Origin of the sequence: Pseudanabaena sp. UWO311, assembly GCF_006937785.1 — a bacterium.
Classification (GTDB): domain Bacteria; phylum Cyanobacteriota; class Cyanobacteriia; order Pseudanabaenales; family Pseudanabaenaceae; genus Pseudanabaena.
In genome coordinates this window covers 210,319-237,198 of sequence record NZ_SJEE01000002.1, presented here as the reverse complement: position 1 = coordinate 237,198, position 26,880 = coordinate 210,319, and the positions used below count along the sequence as shown (strand labels likewise).

Below are 26,880 nucleotides of genomic sequence, written 5' to 3'. Positions count from 1 at the left end.
GCCAATTTGCGAAATTCTCTATATCTGTAAATATGTAGTATCATCCATCCAAATAATTTGCATAGCTAGACTTTTTGCTAGCCTAATAGGATGTTTAACACTTTGTAACGATAAGTTACGATACAGTGCTAAAGTAAAATGCTAATTAGTCTAAAAGCCTCAAGAGTGCTATCTAAAGTTCTTGAGGTAATTAAAAAAGTGTGTTGAGCCCCATCTTTGCTCATGGGTGGGTGATCGCTGAAGAAACCGTTCAGTCGTGAGGAGTATTCCCTACCTGTGGCAACAAATCCAATCAATTTAGGTAACTCAAGTTTGACTAACAAGTCGCCAAAGACCAAAACGGCTTCAAAGCATAAATGGACTCTTTTTGTAGTTCTATTTGTGGCGCTGTTGTCGGGAGGATTAGGTGCAGGCTTGGCTTTTGTATTGAGTAGTAGACCTTTTCAGCAGCGTCAGCTATCGGCTGATGAGGCAGCAGTATTTAATCGTAATTCCGATGGCATGACTTCAGCGATCGCGGGTGTACCGACGCTGACTCGTCCTGTCAATATCTTGGTTCTCGGAACGATCATTCTTACCTCTGACTTACCTGATGCCCAGTCCAAGCCCAAAGGTAAATACTTGGCTGAGGTTGACGACAACCTCAATGGGATGAGTGACGCAATGTTGCTGATCCGTTTTGATCCTGCGATTCAAAAAGTTGCAGTTTTATCAATTCCTCGTGATACCCGTGTCGATATTCAAGGTGTAGGCAAGACCAAAATTAATTTTGCCAACTATGCAGGTGGTGCACCCCTATCAGCACAAACTGTGAGTCAAGTGCTGGGTGATATACCGATTGATCGTTATATCCGATTCAATGTCAATGGTTTTGGTAAATTAGTCGATGCCCTTGGTGGTATTGATGTGTATGTGCCGAAAAAGATGAAATATCAAGATGATAGCCAACATCTATATATCAACCTTAATGCGGGGCAGCAAAAATTAAACGGTAGTAAAGCAATTCAATACATGCGCTATCGTCACGATGATCTGGGCGATATTGGTCGTGTACAACGTCAGCAAGCATTTTTCCGTGCTTTTATCGATCAGAAACTAAAACCCGAAGCCATCACTAAGTTTCCTGAAATCCTAGCCATTGTTAAGGACAATATTGATACAAACCTATCAGTCGAAGAAGTGCTTGCCCTTGCTGGGTATACGTCAAAGATTGATCGCAAAAATATCCAGATGCATATGGCTCCAGGACGGTTTAGTAACCCAGGCGAGTTTGATAGCTTGAGCTACTGGATTTTGGATAATCGACGACTTGCCAAAATCATGAGCCAAAGCTTCGGGATCATGAAGAAAGCAGACGCAAGTCTAGAGGAAAGCACCCCTCAAAATCTAAGAATTGCGATCCAAGATAGTCTGTCCCAACCTGAAGGCTCCAAAAAAGCCACAACTGTTCTGTCTAAGGCTGGATATGCTCAAGTATTTCCTGCTAGCGATCGCTGGACAAAGCCTCTTGCGAAAACGGTGATTGTTGCTCAAAATGGCGATCGAGAAAGTGCCGAGAAGTTGCGAGAAGCTCTGGGTCTTGGTGAAGTGGTCATCGAGTCAACAGGCGATATTGAGTCAGATATCACGGTTCGGGTTGGCAAAGACTGGCTTCAAGCAAATAATATTCCCCTGAAGCCTATTAAACCTACACCAACAAAACAATAGCTAAAAAAAAGGTGGTGCAAAGCGCCACTTTTTTTTAACTGCTGTAAAAAATAGAGAAGGCTAAGCCTTCTCTATTTTGAATCTAGACACCTGTGCTTTGGCGGACAATTTTGGTGAAGAGAAAATCAGGTAAAAGCTTACGCATAAATAATAATTGCTTAGCAAGTGGATCGGCGGGATAACGCAATTTCCATGATTTATCAGTGCTAGCGGTATAGATAGTTTTGGCTACAACTTCAGGTAATGCTCCCGTTGTGCCAATCTTATTGAGTTTCGTCAAAATGCGATCGCTAAATTCATCATATTCTGGAAAATCAGGATTGCTGGTGCGGTCTGCCGATCGCTCATAAAAGTCAGTTTTAATTGGACCTGGCTCTACAATTTTGACGCGAATATTGAAAGCAAGAAGTTCATGTTGCAAGGATTCCGAAAATCCTTCCACAGCCCATTTCGTGGCGTGATAAAGGCTATAGAGAGGGAAGGCGACGCGCCCGCCAATAGAGGCAACGTTCACAATTACACCCTGCTTGCGATCGCGAAAATGAGGTAGCACTGCGCGAGTGGTTTCCATCAGTCCAAATACATTAGTATCAAATTGACGCTGGATTTGCTCAGGGGTAGAAGTCTCAAATGCTCCTAACATGCCATAGCCAGCATTATTTACCAGCACATCGATCGCCCCAAATTTAGCAATACTTTCTGCAACTGCATCAGTGATCGTGGGACGATCGGTAACATCAAGTTTTAGGCAAACTACGCGATCAAGATTTGCCAGACTATTGGTTCTGCTTATTTCTTGATCAGGCGATCGCATTGTGGCGGCGACATTCCAACCTTGTTTTTGGAAATATAAAGCCGTTGCTCTGCCAATTCCTGATGAAGCTCCAGTAATGAATACAGTTTTAGGCATATTTGTTTATTTGTAGAAATTTATGATCAAAAGAACCATCAAATTTATTCAACTAAGAGGGTAAATACCCCACCGCTCTGCGGTGTGAGTATATTCCAGTAAAAAAGAATTTGATACCCCGTCCGCTTGCGGCGGGGTGATTCATTAAAAGCGTTGCCTTGCAGCAATTTTAAATAAATTTTGGTTTTGGTTAAGCAACCTTAGCAAACAATCCAGCGATCGGGCTGTCGGGGCTATCTGCTCCAACCACAATCTCCACCAACTTGTTTTTTGCAGCATCTTCAAATAAAGCCTCGACCGTCACTTGGGCAACTTTAGTCCGAGGAATACTCCCTTCAAATAAAGTGTCAGGGCTAGACATTACCAGTCCACCTATTTTCTCATGATTTAGCAATCCGCCAGGGCGAACGATCGTATAGGTCAAACCACTATTTTGCAAATATTTTTCTGCTTGTTTTTTCCAGAAAAGTACTAGCCAGAATAGATTTAAAGGATGGAATAGCTTTGATACACAAAGAGAAGAGACGATCGCAAAATGTTTGATGTTTTTTGCCTTCGCAGCATTCACTAAGTTCTTTGTGCCAATATAGTCCACCAAATATGGCTCCATAGCATTTAGGCTCGGCTTTGCACCTGTTGCGCATACCAGCACATCACAATCTGCGATCGCCTCTGCTAATGTGTCCGCAAAAAGCACATTTCCTCGAACCAATTCCACTTCGGGCGGTAGGATTTTTTTAGCGAGTTCTAGGTCACGGACTAAGGCTCTTACGGAAATATTGCGCTTAACTAATTCGGTGACAATATGTCGTCCTGTTTGCCCTGTGGCTCCTGCTACAAATGCTTTCATAGGTTAGTGCTCAAAAATTACCAAGTTATGATTCTGCGATTTAATCAAGAACCAATTTTTAGTGGCGTGGCAAAGCCACGCCGCTAAAAATTGGTTTCCTACATTACTGCGCTCTTATAACTCATTGTAATCTGAAACCAATTAGGGATTTTCAGCGCCTGCGGCGCTGAAAATCCCTAATTGGTTTTGAATAAAAAAGCAAATTAGAGCATAAAACCCAAAAGAGTAGCGCCGCCACTACTCTTTTGGGTTTTACAGTCTAAGCAAAGCTTACTCCGATGTAGCATTTCACCAAAGTCCCGCCACACTTTTGTGAATTGAGGATCAAACCCATCAAGGGTTGTAGAAACATCAAATGGCTCAGCCATTTGATGTTTTTGTATTACTTCTATTTGCGATTGAAAACTTCTAAGGTTTGGCGACTAAACTCGCGTAGATTTGCGACTCCATCTTCCATCGGCATCTTATCGCCAAAGAATTGCCAATTGTCCACTGTGGAAAATCGCCAACATTCGCCTTTATGATCATGTCCACTTGCCTCAACGCCGATCGCCCTCAAGTCACCATCAACGGGATCTTCATATAGTCGAATTTGAAAGAGAATACTGCGAACCTTAAGCCGCCAGCTTACCCCTGGGAAATGAAAGCCTATATCAATCGAATCTGGATCAAGTAATCTGCGAGTATCAGAATTATTCAGCCAAGGTTTTAAGTCAGATCTTGCAGCAGGGTAAATAGCTTTAAACAAATTGACAATCGTAGCGATTTTTGTTGCTACTTCGACATTTCTAGCTTGTTCAGCAGCATTCACGGGCAATACCCTCACATAAAACCTACAAAATAAAGATTTATCAGCTTTTAATCGCTGATTCTAGCACTCGTCAACAATAAACCATATTTTAAGTCACGGTCGCTGTAGCAACTGTTATCAAAAATCTCTAAATATTTAAGGATGGGCGGCACGAAGCGCCTCCCATCCTTAACATATAAATACTTAACCCGAAAAAATACCGATTGCTATCAGTCGAAATCGTAAATATGATAGGCTGAATCTTGATATGACTTAGAGTGCCGTTATGAATATTTCTGGCGATCGCAAGCTAATTAAAACACTTGACTCTCCTTTAGAGGACTTTGAGCCGATGCCCGAAGGTGATAAACAACGCCGTAATTTGAGTTATGCGACTGAGGCTCTGAAACTGTGGTTTGAGCAATTACCAGATGTGTATGTTTCTGGGAATCTATTTATTCGTTATGAAGAGGATGGCGTAGAAAAGAGAATTGCGCCTGATATCTTTGTTGTGTTTGGAGCGAGTAAAGAGGATCGGGTAAGTTATACGGTTTGGGAAGAAGATGGGAAGGTTCCAGATTTTGTGTTGGAAATAACTTCTAAGGGAACCGTGACGAAAGACCGTACGGAAAATCCATTAATTTATCGGGATTTGGGTGTGAAAGAATATTTTCAATATGATCCTTCGGGGATTTCTCTGAAGCCTGATTCTTTGCAGGGTGTGCGGCTGGGAAATGGCAAGTATGTACCGATCGCTGTTTCAACTTTAGCTGATGGTACTTTGTCTTTGCATAGTCAAACGTTGGGTTTAGATTTACATCTTTTTGTTGATAAGACTTTCCGTTTTTACGATCCGATTTCTAAGCAGATTTTAAGGTCTCATGCTGAGGCGGAACATGCTAGGTATCAGGCGGAGTTGGAACGTTCTTATGAGCAGCAGGCTCGGCGTGAGGCTGAGGCGATCGCTACTCAAGCAACTTTAGCTCAACAACAGGCTGAGCTAAAAGCCCAACGTCTTGCCGAAATGCTTAGGTCGCTTGGACTAAATCCTGACGAGATGTAGTACGATCGCTCTCAAACAAGACATTCCCGATCGCCTAAAACATCACCTCAAAATCTCCGATCGCTATCAAATGAAAAAGCGATCGCTACGCTACTTGCTGGGACTTGTGAATAAATTGCTACTAATCGTCTTCTTTTTTCAATAAGAACCCATACTGATCAACATAGAATATTTCGCTCTCATAAGCAAACTAATAGTAAGAAAGCATGTCTCTTAGATTGTCAAACATCAATCTTGTGCTCTTTGTACCTAATTCTGCAAAATATTCGCGGATGGTGTTTCTCTCTACATCAAGAAAAAGGTATAGTTTGGCATCAAATTTGAGGAAAGGGAACCAATTGGGCGGCCAATTTATCCATTTAGCAAATTCACCTTCTCTAAGTTCAAAGTAACTATTAACAGAGTTTTCGAGTGGTAAAAATGTATGATAGGGGAAAAAATTATCTTCAAATGTATTTGAGCCATTTCGCCACTCATAAAGTTTATAGAAATCTTCTGGCAAATCAAATGGCAAAGGTTCAATTATCGCCTTGATCGCATCTCTACTTAACCCTGTCTGTAAGGAGTTGGCAGTTTCGGGCATTATCTCGCTAACGATGGTATAAATTTCTTCTAGCAGTTGTTGTATTCCCATGATGCTTACTACACTCCTGTGAAATTATGGTAAATGGGTCTCCTATCAACAAAGCCCATCCCAAGTATAGGTAGTCGTCACACCATCCAATGATGAAGGAATCTGTCATCACTTTTGAGATTATCGGTGCAGTTTTATCGGTTTGATAATTAAGCTTTTGGCGATCGCTTTGTTTTTGATGATTTTGGTGGTTGAGCTTTTTTGGCTGAAAGTTTTTGTAGCTTTTGGATTTGTTTGAGAGTTAGTCCTGTAAATTGGGCAATTAATTCTACAGAAATGTTGGAACGCATCATGTTTAGCGCTATCTGATTCGCTGTTTCAGCTATACCTTCAGCCTTGCCTTCAGCCTTGCCTTCTAGTAGAATTTCTTGATAAATAACTGATTCTTTCATGATTTCGCTCCTTAAAAGTCTTTGGATGATTTCTTTATTTAGGGCTATACCCGATATTATAGCTGTCGATGCGGCGACGTTGCTTTGTACTTGTTTATCGGTAATATTTTCGATTTGTTTGGCAACTTGTCTTAGGGTTTCTGTGGGGTTTTCGGTTTTTGTTAGTACAGCGAAGGGAAAGAGTCCTTGGTATTGCTGAAATATTTCTGTGGGCTGTTCCCATAGTCTGATGACGTTAAATTCATGGTTTAGCGCTCCAATACTAAAGGTCGTTTCATGGACTAGGGGAGATTGACTGGGGGTGAGGTAGATAACGACTTGATGTATTTGTCTTTCTGGGAATTTACGATATAGTCGCAGTCGATAGTCTGCCATGCGGAAGGGGATATTTTTATTTGGTTCGGTCTGAAATTCGATATGCAGAATAATTTTGGTTGATTCGAGAAATATCACGGAGTCGGCGCGAATTGGTTCGACTGAGAGTTCCGATGGTTCGATTTTGGTTAGGGGGATCGCTTCGCCCAATATCCAACTGGCGAAGTCTCTGGAAAAGCTTTCGGCTAAGAATTTGCAAATATTATCGATCATTTTGGGATTCTATCATTTACCGATCGCCTACTCATTACTAGAAAGCGATCGCTCTCAAACAAGACATTCCCGATCGCCTAAAGTATCATCTCAAAATCTGCGATCGCATTTACAATCACGAAAATCTAAAAGTGATTGCTGGATAGAAAGATATAAGGATCAAATGGATATTGAAATCGCAGTCATTTAGAGAAAAAACTCAATATCGGATGAATTATACTTATAAAAAAGTTCCCGAAAATTATTTCTGTTTTCTCCGTAACCAACACAACCTTTATCATTCAAGAAAAGCACTTCAGTCTCCAATCCTTCTGCTAACACCTCAAGCATGGCGGTAAGGCTATTAAAAGCTAGAACTACATCCATTCCTCCTCCAGCGTATAAATCAACTATCACAGAAGATTCGCTGAATTCTTCGGATATCAATGAACAATAATAAGTCTTTTCTTCTTGAAAAAAAGGGAAGAGATGTTTTCCGTCAAACGTGTATGTATCATCTTCAGTTTCCAGAATATCCATTACGACCTCTTGAAGTGGTTGGTAATGCAAGTGAAAATTCAACATCCATCTCCAATATTCTTCATTTGTTCCATTTCTCCATTGATATAGTTGACAAATATCTTCGGACAAACAACCTGGAATTACCTCACAAATAGAATCAATCTCCTGCCTACTTAATCCAGGAAGAAATGATTCAGCATAATTTGGTTGGTTTGTGAGCATCCAATTCATGATTCTATCAAGTACAGCAATCAAAGACATAGCTTGGGGTGGAGAAGGTATAAGGGTATTCCCAACCTTGTAGTTTGGAAGATCCCGCCACTTTACCATATCAAGAATATTTGTTTGTCTGACCATTTATATTTTTACTGGAGCTAAATCAGGAATAGACTCAAAGTTTGGTAGGACTGATGGATCAAGACTTAAGCGATCAAGTAATTTGGCAAACTCTTTACAGCACTGGGCTGAGCTTTGTAAAATTTGTTTCTGCGAGAACTTGATCATAATCCATCCTGAATCTACTAAAAAGCGATCGCTAAGATCCTTTTGCATGAGATTTGCCGCACTTTCTGAATCTCCAATAATCTCGATCGCAATATGGACATTGAGAACTGGATCGATATAAGTCAGTGTCGGCAGCCAATCCTGATTAACACTAGGAATGTAAAGCTTTATGCCTTGATAGATTGTCCCTGACAAATGTTGCTGAAGAGTGATTCCGAAATCATCGATAGCTGATTGATCACGATCTGGAGACTTTATTTTAGTTACGGCGATCGCATTTTCGATGGCAGGTATCTTTGCAAAAAATTTTTTAAATTGCTGATGCCGAAACTCAAGGATACGCTCTGGAGAATGGGCGATCGCTAGTTTTTGCTCATGTCCAACTTCCTCGCGGGAATAAGTTTCAAGCTTTTTGAAATAGTTTTGGAGAGTGTTTTGATAACTTTGGTAGCGTTTTTTGTAGGTAAGAAACTGATATCTGATCCGCAGCACAAGTGCCACCGTTCCGACTATCAGTAGCATGATTCCTAACTCTTTGGCAAAGGTAGTTACTAACGCTACGATGAATATTAAACCAAAGCTTAATGCGATCGCTTCTTGAATATTAATAGGCTGTGGCTGCTCAGAGGAAGTTAGTCTTGGTGGTGGACTAAGCTTAGGTGTAGCGGGCTTGGACTGAGCGATGCGCTGCACTTCTGGGGGAATTAGGATAACAGGAAACTGACGCATCGATTTGTAGTTCTTTTGATCGAAATGCTGTAAATGTAATTCTCACAGTGCTTTGAATGATTTGCAAGCAAATTAAACCAATTCGCAAAAGTGTGAAAATACTTTTATGAATTAAACTCCAAACCCAGTAAGGGTTTGAAAGCACAAAATGGCTATGCCATTTTGTGCTTTGGTACTAAAGAAATACGGCGCGATTCGCGCGTATTTCTTTATGAGGATTTAGGCATTATCTAAGCCAGGAATCGAGCGATAGAGCTGCACATACTTTTCGGCGGAAGCTTGCCAACTGAAGTTATTGCTCATGCCGCGTTGTTGCAACAAGCGCCATGCATCAGTATAGCGATAACTTTCCCATGCACGTACCATGCAGGTGTACATATCCAGCGGCTCGTAACGATCAAAACTAAAGCCTGTACCTGTCTGACCAATTGGATCATGAAATGACACTGTATCCACTAATCCACCAGTACGGCGGACAATAGGTACACAACCATAGCGCAATGAAATTAGTTGACTCAGTCCACATGGTTCAAAACGACTTGGCATCAAAAAGGCATCTGAACCAGCATAAACACGATGGGAAAGCGCTGAGTTAAACAAAATTTGCGCTGACATGCGACCGGGGTAGCGGGCAGCAATTTGCCATAGTTGCGATTCGTAATAACGATCGCCTGTACCTAAGACCACAAACTGAGCATCTGTATATGCTAAAAAACGTTCTAAGGTTTGCAGTAACAAATCAATGCCCTTCTGCTCTACCAAACGACCGACCATACCGATCAAGAAAGTCGCAGGATTTACGGTTAGTCCTAACTCTTTTTGCAAAGCAATCTTATTTGCCATGCGATCGTCAAGGGTTTCGACAGAGTAGTTTTGCACCAAGGCAGAATCAGTAGCAGGATTTTCTAATTCCGTATCGATACCATTTAAAATCCCCCAAGGTTTCAAGAAAGAAAGAATACCTTCTAAACCTTCCCCATAGGTGGGTGTACAAATTTGCTGAGCATAGGTAGGAGATACAGTGTTCACGCGATCGGCATATTTGATCCCTGCTGCCATAGTGTTATGAGCATCCATGTACCAAGGAGTCCAAGTGATTTTGTCCAAAAACCATTTCCAAGGCCCCTGATAAGCAAGATTATGAATCGTGAATACAGTTCCAATATCCGAGACTTGATGCATCCACACAGGAATCATGCCTGTATGCCAATCATGGCAATGAATAATGTTCGGTTTCCAATAGTTCCATGCAAATTCCGCAACGGCATTGGCAAACATGGTGAACCGCCAATCTTCATCTTCCCCACCATAAACGCGGGCAGGAATAAATGAGCCATGCCCCATTAAATACAAGGGGACATCTGTACCTGGTAACACTGTCTCAAAAATATCAAATTCCTGAAACATGGCATAGCCTTTCCATTTCCATTCAGGCTTTTCCTTGAGCTTGTCTGGAATAACGCCGTAGTAAGGCATGATGATCCGCACATCATGTCCCATTTTCTTGAGAATCGGAGGGAGTGCGCCCACTACATCTCCCATGCCGCCAACTTTGGCAAGAGGAGCAACTTCAGCCGCCGCAAATAAAATTTTCATTCGTTGATTCAGTACTCGTATTTCAGGCTCTCACTATTTTCATGCATAGAGCGATCGCTAAAGCAGCAATTTTTTTCAAGCTACGCTTTGTATAAAAAAGAAACCTGCAAAGCGGGTTTCTTTTTTGTTATTAGCGCGATCGCTAACTTTGATGATGAGCGCGATCGCTAAAGCAGCAGTTTTTACAAACTATAGCTGTTGCCAATGTACTAGGACGTAAAACCCAAGAATTGATTGGCGGCGCGATGCGCCGCCAATCAATTCTTGGGTTTTGATTTGTCCTAAGACAAGTGACTGCAACTATATGCTTAAAGATTAAAAAGAAACTCACACAGTGAGTATCTTTTTAATCTTTAAGGAAATGTACAAGCCGCAGTGGGAACTTGCACTGTATTATTTTGAACTCTATATTTACTTGCTGTGCCTGTATTTCCTCTAGCTGTTAACTCAGTTACCAATGTTGGACTGGGGTTAGCCACAGCGATCGCTGTGGTTAGTCCTGCTAGTTGCAATCCTGATGCTGATGTACTTTGTCTGCGGAATAGATAATCAAGACTAGAGGTGGGATTGTTTAAGGTATTTCCTTCAAACCTGACGCAGAGCGAAGCAGCATTTTGCGATCTAATAATCATAGATGCATCATCTACACCAACTTGTGTATTGGTGTTTGTAACTTTATTATTCAATACCGCCGCGCGAACAGACGACTGTCCTCCAACTGCCGTTTCTCCCACACGCACCTGAATTGCTGCACCACCGACATTGCTAATGTTGTTATTAGCGATCGTTGTTGTACCAATAGAACCATCAACAGCACCAAAGCTAATGCCTTTGTTCACGATGTTATCAATGGTATTGTTGCTAATTGTCAGCGTGGCGTTTGCATTATTGCCTAAATTGATATCAATGCCATCGGCTCCATCGGTTGCACCTGTAATATTTCGGATAATGTTGCCTGTGATGTTGACAGTCGCAGTAGTCGTAGTAGCACAACCTGCTAAGTCTGGATAGACACGACAGAGACTAAACTCAATCCCGTCAATTTCGACAACGCCTGCGGTGGCAGTATTGTCTCTGACGATGTTGTTGGCGATCGTGAGATTGACATTCCCTGTATTGTTCCTGACCAGAATGCCTGCTTCTACCTGTGTTTGGACATTGGGCTGAATTGTGTTAGTGACTGTGTTACCAGTAATCGCAGCAGTACCACTGACATTGTCGAGACGAATTCCTTCAGCGATCGCATTGTTAACTTGGTTGTCCGAAACATTGGTATTGCCACTAGCACCTATCAAGACAATACCTCGCCCCGAATTACCCACTGGTGTGCTGCTAGGAGCCGTAATGTTGACCCTGTTATTGGCGATCAAGGCATTCACATTATTGTTGCCAATAATGCCAGCATTTGCACCAGTAGCCACATTTTTATTGATGCTAAAGCCAGATAGAGCTTGATTAGACCCTGATGCTAAAGTGACTGTATCACTGACGATGGGATAAACACCCGTGTTAGCTGGCAAAGGAATATTGGGCAAATTCGCACCTCCAGAGCCAGCTAAATATGACAGAGGCAATACAGATGGCGCACTAGAGAAGACTTTTACACCATCAGGAATTGTAAATCCAGCTAAAGTTGGTGCTGTAGAGCCTGTTGGGGTATAAGCATACACAATTCCATTTGCCCCAGCAGCGCTTGCATTAGCAAGAGCCGTCGAAAAGTTAGAAAAAGACACCACATTAGGGTTGCCAGATAAGCCTGTAGTGTTATTGGCAACAATAAAGAAACTATAAGGCTGACCAGTTAGAGGATTAATTGCGACGAGTTGATCGCGCACCGTTTGATTTTCGACTAGGACAGAACTATTACGCGAAATTGGTTCGTTCATGCGTTCCAGAAGCGTTGGCGGATTTACTCCTCGCGCTGGACGGTTGGAGAAATTAATACCAATATTAAAAAGAATACTCGTGCCGAAAATGCGATCGTTCTGAATCGATAAACCAGCATTGATGAGATCGCCATAGTATCCCAAACCACCTTTAATCCCCAAAGCTCCGACACTATTGGTAGCTGTGTAATAGTAAGTCCCGACATAGGGGCGGAGATATCCTGCATCGCCAGTAGTGATGATCGTGCCAGCTTCTAACTCCACACCACTCATAGCCGCATCAAAACGCCGATCGCGATCGATCAAAAACTGGGTGCCCTGAAAACTGCCAGAGTTCAGGATAGTTTCGCTTAGTTGTGTATTAGTCTTACCCACTGGAAGATAGGTATTGAGGCGCATATCCCAAGATTCTGCAAAAAACTCTAAACCTGCGGAAATTTGCTGAAAAAATTGCGATCCCGTATCACGATTGTCGTAGGCAAAGTAACCGCCTAATACATATTTGGCAACGTCATTTAGCGATCGATAGCCAACTGCAAGATTAGAGCCAATGCGCCCATTATTAAAGACTCGGATTTGAGGATTGAGATAGAAAAAATTATCTGGTGTTTGATTAAGAGGAATACGTAACTCAACACTAGTATTGCCATCTATTCCTGCACCACTACCGTTATAGCGAAGTTGAGCATCAAATGGAAATGGATTAGTTTGGCTAAACGCTTCTGTAACAATTATTCCGTTTACGCATACTATTGATAATAAGCAAAAAGCTTTGAGACCCCTAGACACTGATTTTTTCTGCATAGCCCTTAATAATCTATCTTTCCAAAGAAAATCCTCACTTTTCTATTTTGGAAGGTAAAGTATCACAAGCAATGTGTTGCCTAACACTTGAGCCTATAGAATTTAAAAATTTTTCTAGAAATTGCCAATCTCGTCACAAAAAAACAGGGAAGACATTTTATGCCTTTCCTGTTTTTCCTTTTTTAATCACAAATAACGAGCAAAGCAATTTCTTGGGTGATAGTTATTCAGCGATCTCGCCTTCAACTTGATTAGTATCGTTATCATGGGGAAGCTCTAAGCAGTAACCCGCACCATATACCGTCTTAATATATTTAGGATGGCGTGGGTCTGGCTCTAGCTTGGTTCGCAAGTGGCGGATATGCACACGAATAGTTTCGATATCATCATCAGGCTCATAGCCCCAAACCTCTTTGAGGATTTCGCTTGGTGATACAGTCTGACCATGACGTTGCAACAGGCAATGCAACAGCTCAAACTCTAGATGAGTTAACTTGACGGTTTTATTAAACCAAATCGCCTCAAAGCGCTCAGGCACAAGTGTTAATGAACCGAAAATCAAAATTTCGCCATGCTTAGCTGTGTCAATAATTCGATTAGTACGTCGCAATAAAGCACGCACTCGTGCCAGCATTTCTTCAAGTTCAAAAGGCTTAGTCAAATAATCATCTGCACCTGCGTTAAACCCTTCGACTTTGTCTTGGGTTTGCCCCATAGCTGTGAGCATCATTACAGGAATCTCTTTAGTGCGCTCATCACGACGCAGTCTTTGACAAACCGTAAACCCATCTACCCTTGGCAGCATCAAGTCAAGGATGATCATGTCTGGCATCAACTGAATGGCAAGTGCTTGTCCTTTAATGCCATCACTCGCTTGACTGACTTGATAGCCAGCATGTTCGAGGTTCAGCGTAACCATTTCAGAGATTATCGGATCATCATCGATCAGGAGCAGCCTAGGCATCATTAGTCAAAATTCCATCTATGTGATTGGATTACGATTTGTTAAATAATATATATCATCATGATACATATTCAGTGCGGAAGATAGGGTGTATTTACTCTTATTATTGCTATATATGTGGATCTCAAAAAATTTCTGGCTAAAGGAGTAGTAGGTATAGAGTAGCAGCTATTAGCAGTCTTCTAAACCATGTTAACTACGAAAACTAGCTAAGTCAGTCTTCAACTCTTGCAACATTCTCATACAATATATGAAGATATGTAAAAATTGATTTAAAACTGGTTTATTCGCATGAGCCTTCCAACTACTTCTGTCACCGAACTTTTTGCACCAGTCAAAGATGACTTGCGTATGCTAACGGATAATTTGAAGCAGTTGGTAGGAGCAAGACATCCAATTTTGTATGCTGCGGCTGAGCATTTATTTGAAGCTAAGGGCAAGAGTATGCGCCCCGCATTGGTCTTGTTGGTATCAAGAGCGACGATGAGCGATCGCGATATCACCTCACGTCATCGCCGTCTCGCTGAAATCACGGAGATGATTCATACAGCCAGCTTGGTACATGACGATGTGATTGACTCCGCTGATCTACGGCGCGGAATGCCCACAGTAAACAATAGCTTTGGCAATCGTATTGCTGTACTTGCAGGTGATTTCCTGTTTGCACAAGCATCTTGGTATCTTGCCAATTTAGACGATCTTGAAGTTGTCAAGCTCTTATCGAAGGTAATTACTGATTTTGCAGAAGGTGAAATTCGTCAGAGTCTTACTGCATTTGATGGGGATTTGACGTTAGAAGATTACCTCGAAAAGAGTTTTTATAAAACGGCATCATTAATGGCGGGTAGTGCTAAGGCTGCGGGCGTACTTAGCGGAGTAAGTCAAGTACAAGCTGAACAGTTATTTAATTTCGGTAAACATTTCGGCATCGCGTTTCAAGTTGTCGATGACATTCTCGACTTCACTAGTTCGACGGAAACTCTTGGCAAACCTGCTGGTTCTGATCTTAAGCAGGGTAATTTGACTGCGCCTGTCTTATTTGCATTAGAGGAGCATCCTCAGTTACGCGGTCTAATCGATCGCGAGTTTAGCGAGGTGGGCGATTTGGAAAAAGCTTTAGAACTAGTTCATAACAGTGAAGGCATTGCGCGATCGCGTGAATTAGCTAAGAGTCATGTTAAGTCCGCACTAGTAGCGATCGAGTGGCTACCATCTTCTGCACCCAAACAGTCTTTGATTGGCTTAACCAACTACGTTTTAGATCGGTTGTATTAAGATAAGTAGTATCGTGTAAAGCCCGACAATCCTAAATATTTGGCTAATGGAGGTGTAGATATGGTTGCTGTGTTAAGCATCGATAAAATTGCTGATCATCCATCTGACAACATAATTGAGCAGAACCTAAATACTTGGGTAAAGTTTTCTTGGGAGCAATTTATCCAAGTTGCTGACGATCCAAAATATCAAAAATACAAGTTTTATTACTTCAATGGAGAAGCGCGAGTTGAACCTATGTCCACTGGCTCAGACCATTCTGACGATCATCTATTAATTGTGATGGCAATAGGTTTATTCATTGCTGTTAATGGATTAATCATAAGAGGTAAAGATAATTGCTCATATCGTAAGGTTGGGAGCAAAGAAGTCCAGCCTGATATTTCATATTACGTTGGCGACCGCGCTCAGTTAATTCCTTGGGGGACTGGCATTGTCGATCTGGATGTTTATCCTGCACCTGATTTAGTGATCGAGATTGCCAATAGTTCTTGGTCTGATGATATTGGTAAAAAACGCTTGATGTATGAAGATTTGGGCGTAAAAGAATATTGGGTAATCAATGTAAAAAGTGCTGAGATTTTAGCCTTTGCGATCGCTGATTCAGAGAGTGCTAGAGGTAGTTACAGGATTACGCGATCGCAAATAATTACAGGTTTAGAGATTGCTCTTTTAGAAGAAGCTCTGCGCTTGTCGAGAGAAAACAATCATGGTCAAGTAACTTTATGGATATTAACTCAATTACAGAAAGCCTGAATCAGTATAAAAAAAGACTCGCTTTGCGAGTCTTTTTTTTATGCTGATTCAGGTTTTGGCATTGATGCAGGATGCTGCAAAATCTCTGCCGTGGATAATTTCTCCACCATATCGAGAGTTATCGAACACTTAGTTACATCCTTGCGCGAAGGCAACTCGTACATCATATCCAGCATCAACTGCTCGACAATACCGCGCAAAGCTCTCGCTCCTGTTTTGCGTCGATAGGCTTCTTTTGCGATCGCCTGTACCGCATCAGGCTGAAACTCAAGCTGGACATTATCCATTTTCAAGAGCTTTTGATACTGCTTGATCAACGCACTACGAGGCTCAGTCAAGATCGCCATCAGCGCTTTTTCATCTAAAGGATCGAGTACAGCCGTAACGGGCACACGACCAATAAACTCAGGTATCATCCCGAACTTAACAAGATCATCAGGCTGCACATTCTTGAGGATTTCAGCAGTGCGCTTTTCACGGGGAATCGACTCACCTTGCTGCACAAATCCCATGGATTTTTTACCGATGCGTTGCTCGATCAGTTTCTCCATGCCACCGAAAGCGCCGCCGCAGATAAACAAGATATTTTTGGTGTCAATCTGGATGCAGTCTTGGTAAGGATGCTTGCGACCACCTTGAGGAGGTACGTTAGCGATCGTGCCCTCTAACATTTTCAATAATGCTTGTTGGACACCTTCGCCCGATACATCGCGGGTAATCGAGGTGTTTTCACCCTTACGAGCAATTTTATCGATTTCATCGATGTAAATAATGCCACGCTGAGCCTCTTCGACATCAAGATCAGCAACCTGTAACAGCCTCAGTAAAATATTCTCTACATCTTCACCGACATAGCCAGCTTCGGTAAGTGTCGTTGCATCGGCAACTGCAAAAGGAACATCTAGCATTTCTGCTAGAGTTTGGGCTAGGAGTGTCTTACCGCAACCTGTGGGACCAATCAGCAAAATGTTCGACTTCTGAAGTTCAATTCCGTCTTCATTTTGGCCTTTTGCCGTCGATTCGATAAAACTCAGGCGCTTGTAGTGGTTATAAACCGCAACCGACAAAACTTTTTTAGCTTCGTCCTGACCAACTACATTTTCATCGAGATAACGCTTGATATCACGAGGCTTAGGGATCTGACTGAGATTAAGATTCGCCGCAGTTTTGGTTTTCCGCTTTTCATTGGCTGGTTCTTTGCGCTGGGTAGCTTGAGGTGGAGCGCTATTAAACAGCTCCTCATCGAGGATTTCATTACATAAATCCACACACTCATCACAAATGTATACCCCTGGTCCAGCAATTAGCTTGCGTACCTGCTCCTGCGATTTACCACAGAAGGAACATTTTAGATGAGAGTCATATTTACTGGGCATAAGCTATCTCGCTGTGGCTAGACTAGGGATAGGGCAGATGGCTGGAGGCTTTTGGAATTGGTTAAAACTTGATCGATTAAACCATATTGTTGAGCTTCCGCAGGTGACATAAAGAAATCACGCTCGGTATCTTGCTCGATCTGTTCGAGAGGCTTACCTGTGTTGGCAGCTAACATCTCGTTAAGCGATCGCTTAATGTACAAGATTTCCCGCGCTTGGATCTCGATATCAACTGCCTGACCTTGAGCGCCACCAAGAGGTTGGTGAATCATGATTCGCGCATTTGGCAAAGACATCCGCTTGCCTTTAGCGCCAGCCGCTAGCAAAAACGCACCCATACTTGCCGCCAGTCCCATGCAGATCGTGCAAACATCGGGGCGGACGTGGTTCATGGTGTCGAGGATCGCCATGCCTGCGTAGACTGAGCCACCAGGAGAGTTGATATAGAGGTAAATATCCTTTTCAGGATCTTCAGCTTCTAAAAACAAAAGCTGGGACATGATTAAGTTCGATGTGGTGTCATCTACTTGCGAACCCAAGAACACAATCCGCTCACGCAGTAAGCGTGAGAAAATATCAAATGCTCTTTCGCCTTTACCTGATTGCTCGACTACCATCGGCACAACCTGATTTTGGGTCGCGATCGCAAAGTTGTTTGATGCTAATTGACTAGATAAAGGGTACATGCGTTTTGAATTCACCGTAATTTTTGATGAGTTATCTTAAGCAAAGCTTGAGTGGCAAAGCTTAAGTTTTACCATACCAACTTAAAAGCCATTATGCCTCAAAAATAGTATTGGTATAGCTATACTATCTTACGCAATTTAAAAGAGAGAGGTGTGCTTTGCACTCCTCTCTCTTTTAATTAAGCTTCTTCAGATGTTGCATCAACAGTTACAACGTCTGCATCAGCTTCTGGTGAGATGCTTTCGAGAGCCTCTGGCTCTGGCTGGAGCGAGCCTTGCTCGACTAATTCGATTTCAGAATGCTCAATCAACCATGCCACTGCGATTTCAGTCAGCATTTCCTCACGAATCAAGCCAGCTAATCTAGCAGGATCGATATTGGGATCTTTGAGCATTTCCAAGGTGTTGGCAACTCTCTCCTTGAGTTCGGCTTCATCGACAGAAAGTTTTTCTTCCGCAGCGATTTTATCAAGGGCAACTTTGCGTCTGAGACGGTTAACCGCCTCTGGCTGATTGAGACGGCGCATTTCTTCGACCAATTCCTTGGTAAATAGTTGCTTTGCCATCGCAGGATCGATGCGCTCTTGCAAATAATTAGCTTGTTGTCTTACCAAAAAGTCTAGTTCTTGCTGCAAAAGAGTTGCAGGTAAATCAACATCAAGTTCGGCAGTTAGTGCATCAAGGACGGCACGTTCTTTGTTAGCTAGAGTTTTCGATTCTGCTTCGTCGATTACCCGCTTTTCTAGAAGTTCGCGCAATTCGGCGATCGTTTGTTTGTCGCTGATTGACTGAGCAAACTCGTCATCAAGGGCAGGAAGCTCACGACCTTTGATTGATTTGATTGTGACTACATACTTGATTTCTTTACCGACATATTCTTCAGGGTAATATTCTTCGGGGAAAATTGACTCAACTTCAACGACATCATCGATCGCTGCACCGATGATTGCTTTAACGACTTCAGGGATAAATGCCTTTTCATCAACATCTAACTGAAAATCTTCTTCGCCAGCATCTGGCAATTCTTCGCCAGTGGCGCGATCGAGGACTTTGAGATCGACGGTGACAACATCGTTTAGTTCGATTCCACGATCTTCGATGGGCACAATAGTAGCCTTGCGGACTTGAAAATCGTTTAAGGTGCGATCAACTTCGGTGAGATCGGGCTTAATTTCTTCAGCTTTGACCGTGAAGCCTTGATATTTCGTAAGAGTTACTTCTGGCTCCACGTCGATCGCAGCTTTAAAGGTTACTTCTTGGCCTGGGGTGAAGGTTTGGACAAGAGTTTCAATATCGGTAATTAGTTGAAAGCCGCCCAGAGCTTTATCTTTAACTTCTTTATTCTCAGCAAGGGCTTCGTTTAAGGTTTTTTCTAGCAACTCTTCAAGGACATTGGCTTTGAGCCGCTGACTGCCAACTTGTCTCAATACAAGCTGAGTGGGCGCTTTGCCTTTGCGAAACCCTGGGACTTGCATCGTGCGCGTCAAGTCTTTGACGATGCGATCGTATATTGCTTGAGACTTTGCTCCTTCTACTTGAATGTCAAAACCAATTTGACTAGCGGGAAGCTTCTCTAGAGTGACCTTCATTATTAAATATGCCTAGATTAAGTATGCCTAGATTGAATATATCTAGAAATCAAAAAACATTTTTTGGACTTTTGCCAACTTTTGGCAAAACTGTAAGCGAGTGCCAAATTATGCCAAGTCTATGATAATACGATATTGGCGATCGCATATTTCAAAAAGCTATAAATTAGGTAGTCCTAATAAGAAAAGGATTTATACGGTAAGGATAGGCGGCGCTTCGCGCTGACTATCCTTACCTGTTTAGCGCCATAACAAATCAAATTACTTTTGCGACTTGACAGTAGGGCGATCATCGGTTGGCAGAGTTGGAGCAGTTGATGAAGTGAGATTATCTGGTGATGTGGGTTTAGCAGGAACAATGTCACGAAGGGAAGGAGTGATCGCTTCAGACCCATCTAGTAAAATTTGTAATTTGGGACCAGCTGTAGCAAGGCGAATAATCATCCCATTATGCACGCGCTCACTATCTATTTGCTGATCATTAATGTACGTACCGTTTGCCCCGATATTGACAATTTCCCAATACTGAGAGTGACGATGAAGCTCAGCATGGTAGCGAGAAACAACAGAACTATAGAGAATCACGTCATTATCGCCCGATCGCCCTATCCTAATTACAGGCTCAGAGTTAAATTTCCATGTTTGGATTGGTATCGATTCGATAGGATGCAGCAGATTTAGCGTAATCACGGCTTTAATGTAGAGATTTTGCAGAGTTAGGAGTTTTTTGACTGCCAAAGCTACAGGATTTGTTCTTATTCCAAAAGTTTAGCATTGACTTTAATCATTAAAGAATCAGTTTTTTGCGACAACGCCTCGCCGCAAAAAACTGATTCTTTATTTTACTGTTAGTCCCCAATTAGATCTTAGAGTAGAGAATGCTGCGGAGCATTCTTTTCTACTCTATTGAAATATTTATGAGAACTGTCACGATCATTGGCTGCGGTGTAATTGGGGCAATGCTTGCCTATGAATTAAGTAAAGCTGAGCTAAAGGTGACGGTACTTGAATCAAATCCTCGACCTGCGATGGTGGCAACTGGTTCGGCGCTAGGGGTGTTGATGGCGGCTTCTAGTTCCAAAGCTAAAGGTCCTTTGGTCAAGTTACGTTTGGCGAGTTTAAGTCTGTACGATCGCTTGATTGATGAGTTAACTGCTCAAACTAACTGCAATATTCTCTATAACCGCAACGGGATTTTAAGTTTATTGCGATCGCCTGAGGAAAAAATTAAAGCGCGATCGCTTATTGAAATCCGTAAAGAGCAGGGCTTTGAGTTGCAGTGGCTTGAACGCGATGTCATTTCTCATCAATATTCGCAATGGCTAACTGATGACGGCTTGTTTAGTCCATGCGATCGGGCAGTGCATCCAACTCAGTTAGTTGATGCGCTAGTTACTGCCGCAACTCAAAATGGGGTGAAGTTTGACTGGAACGCGCCAGTCAAGAGCTTAGAAGATATCAAAAGCGATCGCATCGTAGTTACATCAGGCTTAGGCAGCAATGCCCTACTTGCTTCACTTTTAAAAAACTGTGCAAAAAATAGAGAGCAAGATCTTTTGCTACCAGTTGGCGGTCAAGCCTTACTTCTAAATATCCCCAATCTAAATTTGCAAACTGTAGTTAATGCCGAAAACGAGGATCATTCCGACATTAATATTGTGCCGTTAGGTAATGATCAATATTGGCTCGGCGCAACCCTAGAATTTGAGCCCAGTGAATTACCCCGCGAGGCAAATATCTCGTTATTGCTAGAACAGGCGATCGCATGGTGTCCCACTTTTAAGCAAGCTGAAGTTTTAAAAACATGGGCAGGCGATCGACCCAGACCCGATGGATTCCAGTCCCCTATTTTAGGTTTTGCCCCAGACCAACCGCATATTTTGATCGCGACAGGGCATTATCGCAATGGCGTAATGATGGCTCCTGTGACTGCTCAAATTACCAGAGATTTACTACTTACTGGCGCAAGTGATTTACCTTGGAAACCTTTTTCTCTCTAGTTGCTGCTCTATTTGCCTCACTACGGTCATTGCTGAATAGCTGACTCCTGCTGTTCCTTCTCCTGGGTGGGTGGAGTCGCCGACTAGCCAGATGTTTTTGAGTGGAGTGCGATTGGCAAAACCGAATGGACCAAATGTAGAAACACGCATTCCTACACCACCAACGATGCCACGATCTCGTCCTGTATATCGTTCAAAAGTTTGGGGTGTGGCAGACTCCACATGAATAATTGTTTGCTCATTGAGATGGAAGTATTTACTTAATTGCGCGATCGCTCGTTCTGTAAATCTCTTTTTAAGTTCCTGATAATCCTCATCGCCATACCAAACCGCCGCATCAGTGAATTCCGAAGCAATAATCGTCGCTCGTCCCTCTGGAGCGCGTCCATCACCTTCCTTACTAACAGAAATGAATAGAGAATGAGGTTTATCGCCAGATTCCAAAAACTGCAAATGCGGCGGACAGTTGTCAGGAATCGCAGCACGATCAACTCCCAAATAAACCACAAAAGCAACCGAAGCAGGCTTGAGATTGGCAACTCGATTAGAGTAGCCCTTGGGCGCTCTATCTCCCAATAGCTTCACAAAATTATTCACCGTTACATTCGCCACAACATGATCCGCGCTATCCCACAAAGTCTCACCCGTCCTCAGATTTTTTACTTTTACCTTTTTGCTTTTACCTTGATCCGCGATCGCAGTTACTTCATGCTGCATCAAAACCTTCCCTCCATCACGTTCAATACTCTCGATCAGGCGATCGCTTAAAACTTGCATACTGCCTTGAAGATGGAACAAACCTAAAGGTGCTTGCGAAACCGCTAAAGCCGTGGCTGCATAGAGTAAAGCAGTTTCTTCTGCATTTACCTGCGAATAGAGTTTTAATTGCAAATCGAGAAAGGTTCGCAATCTTTTATCACTATCCAATCCAAAACCGCGTAAAGCATCACCTACCGTCGAGAAAGTATAAGGAACAGTTGCTAAGGTATCGATTTGCAAAGCTTTAACTAATTGCCATATATCCCAAATATTACGTGGCGGCAAAATCGGATCGCGTCCTTGAAAACGCCAACTGCGCCAAAATAAGTCTTCTAAGAAATCCCAAAATGGTTCACTATTGGGAAATTGTCTTTGGCGTTCTAGTTTCCACTTATTGCGATCGCGCCAGACATTAATCTGTTCGCGCTCATTTGGCAAAAATACCGCACAAGCTGGATCGCAATAGGTCGCTTCAGGAAGTTCTATTTCTAATTCTTTAAAAATGCGATCGTGAATCCCTCCAGATTCTAATCCTGCCACCTGAGTCGCACCGACATCAAAGGTAAATCCGCGCCGCTTAAACGTCGATGCACAACCCCCAGCGATCAGAGCAAGATCGTAAACAATCACTTCATAGCCGCGCTTAGCTAATAAAGCTGCCGCAGTCAAACCGCCAATTCCCGCCCCAACAACAATAATTTTCTGTGGCACTTTCATTAATATCTAAAGACGTTTTAGTTTTTGCGAATTTGAATAAAGTAATTGCTTATTATTCTATAGCTGTCGCCAAGTGGACTAGGACATAAAACCCAAGAATGTTTGGCGGCGCGGAGCACCGCCAAACATTCTTGGGTTTTGATTTGTCCTAAGACAAGTGACATTAGCTATAATTCGCAAAAGAAAGCTTGCACCCCAAAAAGGAAAAGCGCCTGCTACGTAGGCGCTTTTCCTTTTTGGGGTTTAGTATTTGGCGAATGACCGACTAGGTGGAGCAGTGAATTGTGGCGGGCGATCGCTATTGGAATTATTTGAGCTTTGAGAATTAGGACGCAAAGGCGGACGCATTAACGCTTCAGGATTAAAGCGATAGCCAATATTTCGGACTGTTTGAATCAAATTTGGTTGTTGCGGATCAACCTCTAATTTTTTGCGTAACGATAAAACATGAGTATCGACAGTACGCGGATTATTAATCTCGTCAGGCCAAGCACGTTGCAGAAGTTCAGCGCGGCTAAGGGCAAGTCCCTCCGACTGAGCGAGAACATAGAGCAAACTAAATTCTTGAGGAGTTAAATCGATCGCATTGCCCTTGAGTCTTACCTGTCGTTGTACCAAATCGATCTTCAGCACACCATAATCAAGACAAGCAGGAGGTGCAGATGTGCGTAATCTTCGGGTCAAAGCCTCCACCCTTGCCAAAAATTCTTGCATCCCAAAGGGTTTCGTCAAATAGTCATCTGCACCCGATTTTAAACCCTCCACGATGTCAGATTCATTGGTGCGCGACGAAATCACGAATACTAACGAACTTCTTTGTTTATGAAGCCAGCGACACAACTCGATACCATCCCCATCAGGCAGATCGGTACTCAAGATCACCAAACTAGGCTGTTGCTTTTGAAACACAAGCTTTGCTTGCTGACAACTGACCGCCTGAAATACCGAATAGCCAATCTGCTGCAAATGCCAACCCAAGAGAGAAGCAAGATTCGGATTACCTTCTACAATTTCTATGCTGATTGGGATCAAAGAAATACTCTCCTGCCGAATAATGCTTATAGCTCTCGGATTATGAATCTGCATGATAACTTAGTGTGAAGCCGCATTTTGTAGCTGTAATTACCCTCTAGAGTGCGAAAAGCGCTGTCTTACTGCTTATAAAGCGAGTGGCGGCGCGAAGCGCCACAGCTCGCTTTTTTCAAATAACTTTGTAAATCAAGTGAAATACCGAAATCCAGTTCCTACGGTTGATATCATCATTGCCCTGCGCGATCGCCCTAATCAACCCATCGTGCTAATTGAGAGACTAAATCCGCCTCACGGCTGGGCGATCGTTGGTGGATTTGTCGATTATGGTGAACGACTAGAAGATGCCGCAAGGCGAGAGGCTCAAGAAGAAACAGGGCTACAGGTGGAGTTAATCGACCTGCTAGGGCTTTATTCAGATCCTAGTCGAGATGAGCGTCTCCATACGATTAGTGCGGTGTATATGGCTGAAGCAGTGGGCGAACCAAAGGCTGATGATGATGCTAAGTCTGTTGGTTGTTTTGCTGCTTGGGAAATACCTAGCCAGTTATGTTTCGACCATGCTCAAATCCTGCAAGATTATTGGCGCTATCGCAACTATGGTATTCGCCCCAAAATATAGCGAAAAGCCACAAAGTGCTGGATTTTTGCTACATAGCTACCGTCGATTGTGTTAGGACAAAATCAAAACCCAAGAAGAGAATGGCGGCGCGAAGCGCCGCCATTCTCTTCTTGGGTTTTATGACCTCATACACTTGGCAACAGCTATATACAAAAAAGTTTGCTTTAAGTGTTGACAAAGGTTCAGTCATGTATGTATCTTAATAAAGGTCAAGAACACGCCCCCATCGTCTAGAGGCCTAGGACACATCCCTTTCACGGATGCGACGGGGATTCGAATTCCCCTGGGGGTATTCTTGAATAATAAAAAGCACTTGCATTGCAAGTGCTTTTTTATTATTCAATTGCGCGATATGCAGTCGAACTTTATAGTAATTTTTCTAAACCATAAATAAGTGACTTGAGCACGAGGACTTTGCGGACACAGAGCAACACACCTGCCATATAACAGGTGCGATCGCTAGCATTATGCTCAATTTTTAAGGTTTCGCCCATTGCGCCAAAAATCACTTCTTGCCGCGCAACTATGCCAGGCATACGAACACTGTGAATGCGAATGTTTTCGCCGTAGGTTGCGCCCCTTGCACCTGAGAGATGTTCTTTTTCATCGACACTAGGGGGATTAAAAGATTGACCTAGTTCTGAGAGCATTTGTGCAGTTTTGATTGCAGTACCGCTAGGAGCATCAGCTTTTTGATTGTGGTGCAGCTCGATAATTTCCACATGCTGGAAATATTTAGCGGCAGCGATCGCGGCTTGTTGCATCAAAATTACACCGACGGAGAAATTTGGGGCAATAATACAGCCTGTACTTGCTTTGTCCGCAAAAATGGCAAGATCGGCAATTTGTTGCTCACTTAAGCCTGTTGTGCCAACGACAGGACGCACACCATAGGCGATCGCTGAGCGAATATTGTCATAAATGATGCTGGGGTGGGTGACATCGACCATCACTGGTAGTTGTGATTCTTGTGCAGCTTGGGCGAGAACAACTTCGAGATTATCGGTCACAGGTATTTCTAATTCACCAATACCAATAACTTCGCCGATATCTTCGCCAATGTGCGATCTGCCGATCGCACCTGCGAGCATCATGTCTGGTGATTGGGCGATCGCCTTAATAATTTCGCGCCCCATTTTGCCTGTCGCCCCAGAAACAACAACAGGGATTTGTGCATTATTGGTCATGGATTAAAAATGGAAAGCATATAGCTTTGAGCTTAGCTTACAAGTTAGCTGTTTTTTGGGTTAATCGCTCTATTCGCAAATTTAATCCCTCCAATAATCGACAAGAAAATACCACAGCTTAATATCGCCAATATTGTTTCCTGTGGCTTGGGGGAAATAATTACAATAAATCCTTTATCTTTAATCAATGATGAAAAGCTAGACACACAGAATGGCATTAAATACAGTCGAAATGTTTGCCAATAATCCACTTTGCTATCGCTAGCAGAAACGCTTAATACTAATGCAGTGCCAATTACTACACTGATTCCCATAGCATTAATCCATATTTTAAGTGTGGGGTCAAAATGAAAAATTATGACAACTAAATACCAAATTAAATAGCACCATAAAATCAATTTGTTGAGTTTGATATCTCGAAAATATTGCATTAATAATTTCATTGTTTTATGTTCCATTTTTATGCGCCGAAAATCACAATAAACCCCAAAGCGGCAGATTTGCTTTCTTCGCAAGCAAATCTGCCGCTTTGGGGTTTAGGAAATCGAAGCCTCGATCAATACAGGTTGATATCCTGCGGTAGCTGGTGAAACGGTTGAAATAAAAACTAGTGGCTCATCGCCATCGTTGAATACTCCATGGACACAACCAGTAGGCGCAATAACAATATCTCCTGCGGCGATCGCTGTAGTTGAACCTTGTTGATCTAAATAATATTTGCCTTTACCTTGCAAAATAGTCCAAGTGTCTTGCCCGTGAGGATGAAGATGTGGGGCAATTTCTTGATTTGGCTTAATATACCAAGCCACCACGATGGTGTCTGAGGACTCAGTAACGACAGAGCGAATAGGCTCATCTTCTGTTGATTGAAAAAATTCTGCGCTTTTAAAAATTCTGCTATTACTCATTTTTGCAATATCCTAGCCCAGCTTGTAATTTACAGACCTCATCGCTTTGATTGTCTTA

The 26,880-nt window shown here is 42.6% G+C and carries 27 protein-coding genes and 1 tRNA gene; 8 read left to right on the top strand and 20 right to left on the bottom strand.

What is annotated here, in order from left to right:
- The first annotated feature begins 276 nt into the window (after positions 1 to 276).
- Positions 277 to 1,707, top strand: coding sequence for an LCP family protein (locus PseudUWO311_RS02875; RefSeq protein WP_223807423.1), 1,431 nt, complete (start codon positions 277 to 279; stop codon positions 1,705 to 1,707).
- Positions 1,708 to 1,789: 82 nt separating this feature from the next.
- Here the strand turns inward: PseudUWO311_RS02875 and PseudUWO311_RS02870 are convergent, their stop codons facing one another.
- The 4 genes from PseudUWO311_RS02870 to PseudUWO311_RS02860 all read right to left on the bottom strand — a co-directional run bounded on the left by PseudUWO311_RS02870 (position 1,790) and on the right by PseudUWO311_RS02860 (position 4,278).
- A complete protein-coding gene (locus PseudUWO311_RS02870; RefSeq protein ID WP_142653574.1) occupies positions 1,790 to 2,617 on the bottom strand; it encodes an SDR family oxidoreductase in 828 nt (275 codons plus the stop codon).
- A gap of 190 nt (positions 2,618 to 2,807) precedes the next feature.
- Complete coding sequence (locus PseudUWO311_RS02865) at positions 2,808 to 3,467, bottom strand: SDR family oxidoreductase (RefSeq protein WP_142653573.1); 660 nt, start codon at positions 3,465 to 3,467, stop codon at positions 2,808 to 2,810.
- A gap of 203 nt (positions 3,468 to 3,670) precedes the next feature.
- A complete protein-coding gene (locus PseudUWO311_RS23880) occupies positions 3,671 to 3,835 on the bottom strand; it encodes a hypothetical protein (RefSeq protein ID WP_190303372.1) in 165 nt (54 codons plus the stop codon).
- Between the two features lie 20 nt (positions 3,836 to 3,855).
- Entirely contained in the window at positions 3,856 to 4,278 is a 423-nt protein-coding gene (locus PseudUWO311_RS02860; protein ID WP_142653572.1) for a hypothetical protein, read from the bottom strand.
- A 265-nt stretch (positions 4,279 to 4,543) separates the two neighbouring features.
- On the opposite strand from PseudUWO311_RS02860, the gene PseudUWO311_RS02855 reads away from it, so the two are divergent.
- A complete protein-coding gene (locus tag PseudUWO311_RS02855) occupies positions 4,544 to 5,320 on the top strand; it encodes a Uma2 family endonuclease (RefSeq protein WP_142653571.1) in 777 nt (258 codons plus the stop codon).
- Between the two features lie 190 nt (positions 5,321 to 5,510).
- Here the strand turns inward: PseudUWO311_RS02855 and PseudUWO311_RS02850 are convergent, their stop codons facing one another.
- The gene (locus PseudUWO311_RS02850; protein WP_142653570.1) at positions 5,511 to 5,954 is read right to left on the bottom strand and encodes an SMI1/KNR4 family protein; all 444 of its coding nucleotides are present in this window, start codon (positions 5,952 to 5,954) and stop codon (positions 5,511 to 5,513) included.
- A gap of 149 nt (positions 5,955 to 6,103) precedes the next feature.
- Positions 6,104 to 6,934 (bottom strand): Rpn family recombination-promoting nuclease/putative transposase, encoded by an 831-nt coding sequence (locus PseudUWO311_RS02845; protein WP_142653569.1) that lies wholly within the window; start codon positions 6,932 to 6,934, stop codon positions 6,104 to 6,106.
- A gap of 1 nt (position 6,935) precedes the next feature.
- Between PseudUWO311_RS02845 and PseudUWO311_RS02840 the strand changes: the two genes are divergently transcribed.
- The gene (locus PseudUWO311_RS02840; RefSeq protein ID WP_142653568.1) at positions 6,936 to 7,124 is read left to right on the top strand and encodes a hypothetical protein; all 189 of its coding nucleotides are present in this window, start codon (positions 6,936 to 6,938) and stop codon (positions 7,122 to 7,124) included.
- Here PseudUWO311_RS02840 and PseudUWO311_RS02835 read toward each other — a convergent pair.
- The 5 genes from PseudUWO311_RS02835 to PseudUWO311_RS02815 form a co-directional block, all read right to left on the bottom strand.
- Entirely contained in the window at positions 7,121 to 7,792 is a 672-nt protein-coding gene (locus PseudUWO311_RS02835; protein ID WP_142653567.1) for a hypothetical protein, read from the bottom strand. The two genes, PseudUWO311_RS02840 and PseudUWO311_RS02835, sit on opposite strands and share 4 nt — an antisense overlap.
- On the bottom strand, positions 7,793 to 8,668 hold the full coding sequence (locus tag PseudUWO311_RS02830; RefSeq protein ID WP_142653566.1) for a hypothetical protein: 876 nt from the start codon (positions 8,666 to 8,668) through the stop codon (positions 7,793 to 7,795).
- 219 nt (positions 8,669 to 8,887) lie between these two features.
- On the bottom strand, positions 8,888 to 10,264 hold the full coding sequence (gene glgA, locus PseudUWO311_RS02825; protein WP_142653565.1) for a glycogen synthase GlgA: 1,377 nt from the start codon (positions 10,262 to 10,264) through the stop codon (positions 8,888 to 8,890).
- Positions 10,265 to 10,617: 353 nt separating this feature from the next.
- Positions 10,618 to 12,939 (bottom strand): inverse autotransporter beta domain-containing protein, encoded by a 2,322-nt coding sequence (locus PseudUWO311_RS02820; RefSeq protein WP_142653564.1) that lies wholly within the window; start codon positions 12,937 to 12,939, stop codon positions 10,618 to 10,620.
- A gap of 238 nt (positions 12,940 to 13,177) precedes the next feature.
- Entirely contained in the window at positions 13,178 to 13,918 is a 741-nt protein-coding gene (locus PseudUWO311_RS02815; protein ID WP_142653686.1) for a response regulator transcription factor, read from the bottom strand.
- A 291-nt stretch (positions 13,919 to 14,209) separates the two neighbouring features.
- On the opposite strand from PseudUWO311_RS02815, the gene sds reads away from it, so the two are divergent.
- Positions 14,210 to 15,193, top strand: coding sequence for a solanesyl diphosphate synthase (gene sds / locus PseudUWO311_RS02810; protein WP_142653563.1), 984 nt, complete (start codon positions 14,210 to 14,212; stop codon positions 15,191 to 15,193).
- Between the two features lie 60 nt (positions 15,194 to 15,253).
- Positions 15,254 to 15,949 carry a Uma2 family endonuclease gene (locus tag PseudUWO311_RS02805; protein ID WP_142653562.1) on the top strand — a complete coding sequence of 232 codons (696 nt, stop codon included), beginning with the start codon at positions 15,254 to 15,256 and terminating at the stop codon, positions 15,947 to 15,949.
- Positions 15,950 to 15,987: 38 nt separating this feature from the next.
- Here PseudUWO311_RS02805 and clpX read toward each other — a convergent pair whose 3' ends face one another.
- From clpX to PseudUWO311_RS02785, 4 genes are all read right to left on the bottom strand, one after another.
- A complete protein-coding gene (clpX, locus tag PseudUWO311_RS02800; protein WP_142653561.1) occupies positions 15,988 to 17,325 on the bottom strand; it encodes an ATP-dependent protease ATP-binding subunit ClpX in 1,338 nt (445 codons plus the stop codon).
- Positions 17,326 to 17,342: 17 nt separating this feature from the next.
- Complete coding sequence (gene clpP, locus PseudUWO311_RS02795; RefSeq protein WP_142653560.1) at positions 17,343 to 18,011, bottom strand: ATP-dependent Clp endopeptidase proteolytic subunit ClpP; 669 nt, start codon at positions 18,009 to 18,011, stop codon at positions 17,343 to 17,345.
- A gap of 179 nt (positions 18,012 to 18,190) precedes the next feature.
- Positions 18,191 to 19,600, bottom strand: a complete 1,410-nt coding sequence (gene tig, locus PseudUWO311_RS02790) for a trigger factor (protein ID WP_142653559.1) — start codon at positions 19,598 to 19,600, stop codon at positions 18,191 to 18,193.
- A gap of 261 nt (positions 19,601 to 19,861) precedes the next feature.
- On the bottom strand, positions 19,862 to 20,338 hold the full coding sequence (locus PseudUWO311_RS02785; protein WP_223807422.1) for an FHA domain-containing protein: 477 nt from the start codon (positions 20,336 to 20,338) through the stop codon (positions 19,862 to 19,864).
- Between the two features lie 179 nt (positions 20,339 to 20,517).
- On the opposite strand from PseudUWO311_RS02785, the gene PseudUWO311_RS02780 reads away from it, so the two are divergent.
- Positions 20,518 to 21,600, top strand: coding sequence for an NAD(P)/FAD-dependent oxidoreductase (locus tag PseudUWO311_RS02780; protein ID WP_142653558.1), 1,083 nt, complete (start codon positions 20,518 to 20,520; stop codon positions 21,598 to 21,600).
- On the opposite strand, the gene crtD is transcribed toward PseudUWO311_RS02780, so the two are convergent.
- Both crtD and PseudUWO311_RS02770 read right to left on the bottom strand, forming a co-directional pair.
- The gene (gene crtD, locus PseudUWO311_RS02775; RefSeq protein ID WP_142653557.1) at positions 21,574 to 23,076 is read right to left on the bottom strand and encodes a C-3',4' desaturase CrtD; all 1,503 of its coding nucleotides are present in this window, start codon (positions 23,074 to 23,076) and stop codon (positions 21,574 to 21,576) included. The two genes, PseudUWO311_RS02780 and crtD, sit on opposite strands and share 27 nt — an antisense overlap.
- A 243-nt stretch (positions 23,077 to 23,319) precedes the next feature.
- Positions 23,320 to 24,162: a response regulator transcription factor gene (locus tag PseudUWO311_RS02770; RefSeq protein ID WP_142653556.1), complete on the bottom strand. Its 843-nt coding sequence runs from the start codon at positions 24,160 to 24,162 to the stop codon at positions 23,320 to 23,322.
- A gap of 136 nt (positions 24,163 to 24,298) precedes the next feature.
- Here PseudUWO311_RS02770 and PseudUWO311_RS02765 point away from each other — a divergent pair, with 136 nt between their 5' ends.
- Complete coding sequence (locus tag PseudUWO311_RS02765; protein ID WP_142653555.1) at positions 24,299 to 24,727, top strand: NUDIX domain-containing protein; 429 nt, start codon at positions 24,299 to 24,301, stop codon at positions 24,725 to 24,727.
- 219 nt (positions 24,728 to 24,946) lie between these two features.
- Positions 24,947 to 25,019: transfer RNA gene (locus PseudUWO311_RS02760), tRNA-Glu, on the top strand.
- A 73-nt stretch (positions 25,020 to 25,092) separates the two neighbouring features.
- Here PseudUWO311_RS02760 and dapB read toward each other — a convergent pair.
- From dapB to PseudUWO311_RS02745, 3 genes are all read right to left on the bottom strand, one after another.
- On the bottom strand, positions 25,093 to 25,914 hold the full coding sequence (dapB, locus tag PseudUWO311_RS02755) for a 4-hydroxy-tetrahydrodipicolinate reductase (protein WP_142653554.1): 822 nt from the start codon (positions 25,912 to 25,914) through the stop codon (positions 25,093 to 25,095).
- A 44-nt stretch (positions 25,915 to 25,958) separates the two neighbouring features.
- Entirely contained in the window at positions 25,959 to 26,357 is a 399-nt protein-coding gene (locus PseudUWO311_RS02750) for a hypothetical protein (protein WP_142653553.1), read from the bottom strand.
- Positions 26,358 to 26,450: 93 nt separating this feature from the next.
- Positions 26,451 to 26,822, bottom strand: coding sequence for a cupin domain-containing protein (locus PseudUWO311_RS02745; RefSeq protein ID WP_142653552.1), 372 nt, complete (start codon positions 26,820 to 26,822; stop codon positions 26,451 to 26,453).
- Between the last annotated feature and the right edge of the window lie 58 nt (positions 26,823 to 26,880).